This window comes from Polaromonas sp. P3_C2, assembly GCF_056402675.1.
On record NZ_JBFUGX010000158.1, the window covers coordinates 1 to 7,541 of the forward strand.

Annotated in this window: 6 protein-coding genes and 1 pseudogene; 3 read left to right on the top strand and 4 right to left on the bottom strand. The window is 63.7% G+C overall.

Going from position 1 to position 7,541, the window contains the following annotated elements; genetic code table 11:
* The 3 genes and pseudogenes from AC1DWI_RS08865 to AC1DWI_RS08875 all read right to left on the bottom strand — a co-directional run.
* Positions 1-227: pseudogene (locus AC1DWI_RS08865) on the bottom strand (FkbM family methyltransferase); the annotation flags it as partial.
* Between the two features lie 42 nt (positions 228-269).
* Positions 270-1,010 (bottom strand): LytR/AlgR family response regulator transcription factor, encoded by a 741-nt coding sequence (locus AC1DWI_RS08870; RefSeq protein ID WP_477671282.1) that lies wholly within the window; start codon positions 1,008-1,010, stop codon positions 270-272.
* Complete coding sequence (locus tag AC1DWI_RS08875; RefSeq protein ID WP_477724691.1) at positions 1,007-2,071, bottom strand: sensor histidine kinase; 1,065 nt, start codon at positions 2,069-2,071, stop codon at positions 1,007-1,009. Before AC1DWI_RS08875 ends, AC1DWI_RS08870 begins: the two co-directional genes overlap by 4 nt.
* A 235-nt stretch (positions 2,072-2,306) precedes the next feature.
* On the opposite strand from AC1DWI_RS08875, the gene argH reads away from it, so the two are divergent.
* Together argH and AC1DWI_RS08885 are read left to right on the top strand one after the other, a co-directional pair.
* A complete protein-coding gene (argH, locus tag AC1DWI_RS08880; protein ID WP_477671280.1) occupies positions 2,307-3,716 on the top strand; it encodes an argininosuccinate lyase in 1,410 nt (469 codons plus the stop codon).
* Between the two features lie 20 nt (positions 3,717-3,736).
* Positions 3,737-5,203, top strand: coding sequence for a rhomboid family intramembrane serine protease (locus tag AC1DWI_RS08885; RefSeq protein ID WP_477671279.1), 1,467 nt, complete (start codon positions 3,737-3,739; stop codon positions 5,201-5,203).
* Between the two features lie 18 nt (positions 5,204-5,221).
* Here AC1DWI_RS08885 and AC1DWI_RS08890 read toward each other — a convergent pair whose 3' ends face one another.
* The gene (locus tag AC1DWI_RS08890; protein ID WP_477724692.1) at positions 5,222-6,514 is read right to left on the bottom strand and encodes a tetratricopeptide repeat protein; all 1,293 of its coding nucleotides are present in this window, start codon (positions 6,512-6,514) and stop codon (positions 5,222-5,224) included.
* Positions 6,515-6,764: 250 nt separating this feature from the next.
* Between AC1DWI_RS08890 and AC1DWI_RS08895 the strand changes: the two genes are divergently transcribed.
* Positions 6,765-7,424, top strand: a complete 660-nt coding sequence (locus tag AC1DWI_RS08895) for a response regulator (RefSeq protein ID WP_457279431.1) — start codon at positions 6,765-6,767, stop codon at positions 7,422-7,424.
* Positions 7,425-7,541 lie beyond the last annotated feature (117 nt).

The following is a 7,541-nucleotide window of genomic DNA, read 5'->3' on the forward strand; positions in this document are numbered from 1 at the left end:
CTGCGCAGCAGTTCACAACAGTCCGGGTCAGGTTCCACGAGGAGGCCCGTCCAACCCATCTGTTCCAGATGCTGAGATTGCGAATCCAGCACCGGATCGTTAGCCCCTATATCAACATAAAAGCCAGTCTTGCCACCGAAGAAGTCGCGTACGAGCTGGCGCTCTACGGCAGGCTCATTGCTGAAGCGGCGGACGTGCCGCTGGATGAAATCGGCACGTGTATGCATAAACAGGATTTTGGATTGGAAGAAGCAGCAAGAGAAATGAAATCAGGCCGCAATGGCTTCCCGAACGGCGCTGAGCTGGCGCCTGGACACCGCCAGCAGTTCATCAATACCATTGAGCCGTACCGCCCAGCCCTCGCCCTCTTCTGGATCAAAATGTTTTTCCAGCGCGCGCACGGCCCGGCGCGCAATCAGTGCGTTGCGGTGAATGCGCATGAAACGGGTCGCGTGGCGCTCTTCCAGCTCGCTCAGGGAACCATCGAGTATGTAGCTGCGGGTCGCGGTACGCACAGTGATGTATTTGAGTTCGGCTTTGAAATACAGCACCTCGGCCAGCGGCACACGTTCGGTGCGGCCGCGGTCCTGGATGATGAGCGTTTCTTCCGCCACATCCGCCGTGGACATCCGGGCAGACTGGCCCAAACGCTCTACCTTCTGCAACGCTTGCTGCAGGCGTTCCAGGCGCACCGGCTTCGTGAGGTAGTCGACGGCCTCCAGTTCAAAGGCCTGTACGGCATGTTCGGAATGGGCCGTGACAAACACCAGGGCAGGTGGCTGTGCAAGTGAAGCAATGGTGCGTGCCAGCGCGATACCGTCAACGCCGGGCATGCGGATGTCAAGCAGCACCGCATCGAATGACTCACGCTGCAAGGCCTTCATGGCCTGAACAGCATCGGCGGCTTCAGCTGCCGCCACTGCAGCCGGGGCGGTGCAATCGCCCAGCAGGGTGCGCAGGCGCGAACGCGCCAGGGCTTCATCGTCAACTACCAGTACCTTGAGCGTCATGCGGGAATCTCCAGTCGAACCTGAAATATGCCGTCCTTGAACACGGTCTTGAATTTCGCCTCGACATCATGCAGCAGCGCAAGGCGTTCGCGCACATTGGCCAGCGCCAACCCGTGGCCGCGCTCACCGGCGCCTGCGGGGGTTGAATTGGTCACCTTGATCACCACCGTGCTGCCTCGCCGGAGGGTGGATATTTTCAGCTGCGCGCCGCTGGCGCTGGGTTCCACGCCATGCCTGACGGCGTTTTCTACCAGCGGCTGCAGCAGCAGTGGTGGCAGCTTGGCCTGGTCCGCTTCGGTGTCCAGGCTCCACTGCACCTGCAGCCGCTCACCAAAGCGGATCTGCTCAATGGCGAGGTAACGCTGCGCCAGCGCGATCTCCTGGCCGAGCGTCACGGATTCGGCCGGGTCGGCCAGTGCGCTGCGAAAAAGCTCACTCAGGTCTTCCAGCACCGCCTCGGCCTTGGCGGGCTCGGCACGCACCAGCGCAATGGCGCTGTTCAGGGTATTGAAAAGAAAATGGGGGCGAATGCGCGATTGCAATTCGGCAAGGCGTGCCGCCGTGGCTGCCGGCGTACGCGCCTTGGCCCGCCAGAACAGCCCCGCCAGCATCATGGCGGACAGCAAGGCACCCGCCGCCGCACTGGCCCACCAGGGCACCGGCTGGAGCAGGCCCAGCAGGGCCAGCAAGCCACAGCCGTACAGCCCCGACACAACACCCAGTGCAATACCCGCCGCCCACTGGTGCGAAGGCTCCAGCCGGTTCAACTGCCCCTTCAGCGCACACACCGCAATCAGCCAGGCCAGGGTGRCCGGCAGCACACCGCCGGTGAGCAGTGAAAAGCTCAGCAGCCAGTCCAGGGGTTCGCGCGCAGCGAACATCACACACACGCCGGTCACCGCCTCTACAAACAGTACGGCACGCAAAACCACACCCACGTGGCAAGCATCAAACATGCTGGTACGCGTGGAAGTGCGCGGCGCCGCTTCCTCATCGCCCGGAATAAAGCTGCCCAGCAACGTGGATTCGCTGAAATTCTTCTGATCGGGCACAGGCTTCATGGACGTCGGCGGCTCTTCGGCTATCGTGGAAAAACGGATCAGCTGGGGCAGCGCACGGCAGGGGTTTCCCACGGGGTCCGGCACCCAGATAAAATCATTGGGAAGAGTATTGCACTGCCCAAGGCGATTCGGCCATGGGTTAAACACTATTTAGGCCCGGCCGGCTGCACAACTGCCCGAAATGGCGTGCTTTACCCCACAGACCGGCCAGCGACTGCCTCAAAGAAAGCCTGACGTGAATCAATTCGACAAAAAGTCCCAAGCCTGGTCCGCCCTTTTTTCCGAACCCATGAGCGACCTGGTGAAGCGTTACACGTCCAGCCTGTTTTTTGACAAGCGCCTGTGGCAAGCCGACATTGCCGGCTCACTCGCTCACGCCGAAATGCTGGCAGCGCAAAAGATCATTCCCGCCGCCGACTACGCCGACATCCAGAAAGGCATGACGCAAATCACGTCCGAAATCGACTCCGGCGCTTTTGAGTGGAAGCTGGACCTCGAAGACGTGCACTTCAACATCGAAGCGCGCCTGACCCAGCTTGTGGGCGACGCCGGCAAACGCCTGCACACCGGCCGCAGCCGCAACGACCAGGTCGCCACCGATGTGCGCCTGTGGCTGCGCAGTGAGATCGACCTGATCGGCGGGCTGCTGACCGACCTGCAAAAAGCGCTGGTTGACATCGCCGAGAAAAATGTCGAAGTCATCCTGCCCGGCTTCACCCACCTGCAGGTGGCCCAGCCGGTGAGTTTTGGCCACCACATGCTGGCCTATGTGGAAATGTTCAGCCGCGACGCCGAGCGCATGCTGGAGATCAGGAAACGCGTGAACCGCCTGCCGCTGGGTGCTGCAGCACTGGCCGGCACCAGCTACCCGCTGGACCGCGAACGCGTGGCCAAAACGCTGGGCATGGTCGACGAAAACGGCAAGCCACAGGTCTGCCAGAACAGCCTGGACGCCGTGAGCGACCGTGACTTCGCGATTGAATTCACGGCAGCCGCGTCGCTCGCCATGGTGCATATCAGCCGCATGAGCGAAGAGCTGATCTTGTGGATGAGCCAGAACTTCGGCTTTATCCACATCCCCGACCGCTTTACCACCGGCTCGTCCATCATGCCGCAGAAGAAAAACCCCGACGTGCCAGAGCTGGCGCGCGGCAAGACCGGCCGCGTGGTCGGCCACCTGATGGGCCTGATCACGCTGATGAAGGGCCAGCCCCTGGCCTACAACAAGGACAACCAGGAAGACAAGGAGCCGCTGTTCGACACCGTCGACACGCTCAAGGACACGCTGCGCATCTTTGCCGAGATGGTGGCCGGCATCACCGTCAAGCCCGAAGCCATGGAAAAGGCCGCGCTACGCGGCTACGCCACCGCCACCGACCTGGCCGACTACCTGGTGAAAAAAGGCCTGCCCTTCCGCGATGCCCACGAAACCGTGGCCCACGCCGTCAAAGCTGCCACCACCCATGCGGTGGACCTGTCCGAGTTGCCACTGGCTGTACTGCAGGAATTCAACCCCAGCATCGAAAAAGACGTCTACGACTGCTTGAGCCTGCGCGGCTCGTTGAACGCCCGCAACATCCTGGGCGGCACCGCGCCGGCGCAGGTGAAGGCGCAGATAGCGCGGCACCGGGTGCGGCTGGGCTGAACTGAAGCGCCGGCGGAGGCATGTTTTACGCTATTCCGCTGGAAAACCGGCCGACCTGGCGCAATCCGCCATGGCTGACGATTCTGCTGATCCTCGTGAACATGGCGGTGTTCTGGGGCCCGCAGCGCGCTGAAGAAAATGCCCAGAAAAAGGCCGCAGCGTTCTATCTTTCAAGCAGCCTGCCGGCGCTGGAGTTGCCGGCCTTCGTCGACTGGCTTGGAGAGACCGCGTCACCACGCGCGCCGGCGGCCAGACGCATGCTGGAGCAGCGCCGTTACGGCGCACTGCTCGACGGACTGGAGCACGAAAAAACCTTTCTCGCGCGCTTGCACGAAGGCCTCATCATCCGGCCCGGCCACCCGGCCCATCCACAGTGGGAACAAGACCGGCGCCGGTATGAAGCACTTCAACCTGCGCCGTTCACAGCCCACTGGGCCCAGGACAATACCAAAGACGCGCCGTTTCGCCCGGTGACCTGGATCACCGCGGCCTTCCTGCACGCTGACACCAGCCACCTGATCGGCAACATGGTGTTCCTCTTCCTGTTTGGTTTTTCCGTGGAACTCGCGCTGGGCCGCGGCCTTTACCTGGCGTTTTACCTCGCGGGGGCGCTCGGTGCCGCGCTGTTGGCGGGCTGGGCCTATGCCGGGCAAGGCAGTTATGGCTTGGGCGCTTCGGGTGCGATCTCGGCCTTGATGGGCATGTATGCCGTGATGTACCGCCTGCGCCGCATCCGGTTTTTTTACCAGCTGTTTTTCTATTTCAACTACGTCACAGCGCCCGCGCTGCTGCTGCTGCCCGCCTGGATCGCCAACGAACTGCTGCAGCATGTCATCGGCGGCAAGGGCGTGGCCTATATGGCGCATCTGGGCGGGCTGCTCACCGGTGCGCTTCTAATGGCCGCGGCTATGCACTGGCGCAAACTCACGCCACCGCCCGCGGCGGCCGAGCAGGCCGAAGACGGATTCGAGCGGCATGTCGCCGAGGCCAAACGGCTGGCGGCCGAGATGAAATTCGACGCCGCCTGCGCGCAATGGCGGGCCGCGGCGAAACTGCGGCCCACCGACGGCGAAGTGCTGCGTGCCTGGTTCAACACCGCGCGGCTGCAGCCGGCCGGCGAAGATTTCCACGGTGCCGCGCGCCGCATCTTCCGCCTCGCGCCCAGCGATGACGCCACACTGGAACTGCAGCATGCCAGCTACCGCACCTATCTGGACCAGGCCAAACCCGGCGCGCGCCTAAAACCCGATGACATGGCGCGGCTGGCGCGCCGCTTCACGCGCGCCCGCCAGTTCGATGACGCCGACAAGTTGTGCCGCGCGCTGCTCAAAAGCGCGCCGGAGCATTCGGGACTCGCCGACACGCTGGGCGTCTGCGCCCAGGGCTGGTTGCGCGCAGGGCAGCGCGAGCGCGCCTTGTATTGGCTGCCGCACCTGCAGCGGCTCGCCCCCAACGACATGGCCACGCGCGCGCTCGCGCAGGTCTGAACCGCCGTCTCAGCCACTTCAGGCGGCCGGCTGGTCGCGCAGCAGCCAGCGCACCTCGCGCGTCGCCTCGCTGTCGGGATAGCGTTCCTCGAGCACGGCCAGCACTGGGCGAGCCATGTCGGCACGGTTCATGCCCTGGGTCAGCACCCGCGCGATGAGTTCGTAGGCCTGCGGGATCGCGGCGTGGCCGCGAAAACGCTTGTCGAAGCTGCGCAGCACGGCCAGCGCCGCCTGCGCGTCGCTGATGCGCCAGGCGGCGCGCGCCAGGGCCAGGGCCTGCTCCGCATCCTCGATGACAAAGGCCGGCTCACGGGCGCGGCAGTCCTGCCAGGCCTTGACGGCCTCGGCTCCCAGCTCCTGCCGCAGCAGCACCGCAATAAACCGCTTTGCATTCTCAACCAGCGTCGGCGTCTTGTCGGCCATCAGCAATACGCGGTGATAACGCCGCAGCGCAGCGACGTCGCTGGGCCGCATGCGCTGGTCTTCGTAGGCGATATTGAGCGCGGCGGGGATATCTCCTTCGGTCACCAGTTCAGCGACCAGCGCGTCGGTTTCCTGGCGCGCGATCTGTTCGGGGYTGCGCCGCTCGGGTAGCGCGTCGTCTGCGCCGGCACCGGGCAGCAGATCGATGTCGAGCCCCTCATGGTGCTGATACATCACGTAGCCCAGGAGGCTGGCCATGACCCAGCCGAAATAGATGAATGCAAAATTGAACAACGGCACCAGCAGCCAGAGGCTGACCAGTGGCAGCAGCAGCACCAGCGCGACCTGCGCACCGCTGCTCAACAGAAACAGGAACAGGCATAGCGCGAGATAAGGCGCGCCGATGACACGCACAACACCCAGAATCGCGGCGGGGTTCAACGAGCGCATCGCGCTGCCCGACTGCACCAGGACAATGACGGTCGCCGGAAGCAGGAATGAAAACGCGAAAGTCGCGACCGTGGCGAGCTTGCTGTTGAGCGATGCCACAAGGCCCAGGATAACGGCCTGCACCACGAAGACGCCGAACAGCTTCCAGGGAAGGCTGCTCCACTCGTCGTCAAGCCGCGATGGAAAATCGCTGGCGCGCGATATTCCGCGCGAGCCGAGCACGGCGACCTTGAAGCCGTACCGACTCGCGGCCAGCAGGATGCCGAGTTCGACAATCACCCACATCATCCCCCGCGGGAGGAAAAGGAATAGCTGCGGCAGAAGGCTGCAAAACGCCAGGAACAGCCCATAGGCCAAAGGCGCCCCCTGGAACGGGAATGCGAAGAATTTGTTGAGGCGATGCCAGAACGGCTTGACCGCGGACTTGCCGGCCACCATGTCTAAAGAGCGCCGTGTGTTGTGACGAACCGCCCCGCCCGCATGAACTCTCCCATCTAAGCTCCCTATTGTTGTGTTGTGATTTTAGTGCGCCGGGCTCGCTACAGGGCCAGGCTTTCGGGACGGGCTCTCCGTCTGGGCAGGGCATGCGGGAAAAACAGCCTGCCCATCGTGGTTTAAGGCCCGCCTAAGTCCCGCCGCCGCATAATCTTTGCAAAAGGCAAGCGGCCTAACCCTTGACGAAAGAAACATGCGTTTATTGCTCGTTGAAGACGACGCCATGATCGGCGAGACCGTGCTACAGGTGCTTCGCGGTGAGCACTATGCCGTCGACTGGGTGCGTGACGGCCGCATGGCCGACGAGGCCCTGAACAGCGAACAGTACGACCTGGTGCTGCTGGATCTGGGCCTGCCCAAGCGCGACGGCCTGGAAGTGCTGCGCGCTTTGCGGGCTCGACGCAACACCACCCCGGTGATGGTGGCCACGGCGCGCGATGCGGTCGGCGACCGCATCGCCGGGCTGGATGCCGGCGCCGACGACTACGTCGTCAAGCCCTATGACACCGACGAACTGCTGGCACGCATCCGCGCGCTGATACGCCGCAGTGCGGGCCGGGCCGAGCCGGCGTTTGAACACAAGGGCGTGAGCCTGAACCCCGCCACGCGTGAGGCCAGCCTCAACGGCCAGCCGGTGTCGCTCTCGGCACGCGAATGGGCGGTGCTCGAACCGCTGCTGGCACGCCCGGGCGTGGTGCTGTCGCGCGCGCAGCTTGAAGAAAAGCTCTTCAGCTGGAAAGACGACATCAGCAGCAACGCCGTCGAGGTCTACATCCACGGCGTACGCAAAAAACTCGGCAACGACGTGATCCAGACCGTGCGCGGCCTTGGATACTTGGTACCCAAACAATGACAACTCCCGCAGATCAAACACCAGCAGGGGCCGCGGAACCGGCTTTGCCGGGCCGCAGGCGCAGCGCCCCCTCGGGGGGCAGCGACCACACGAAGTGGAGAGCGTGGGGGCCTATTC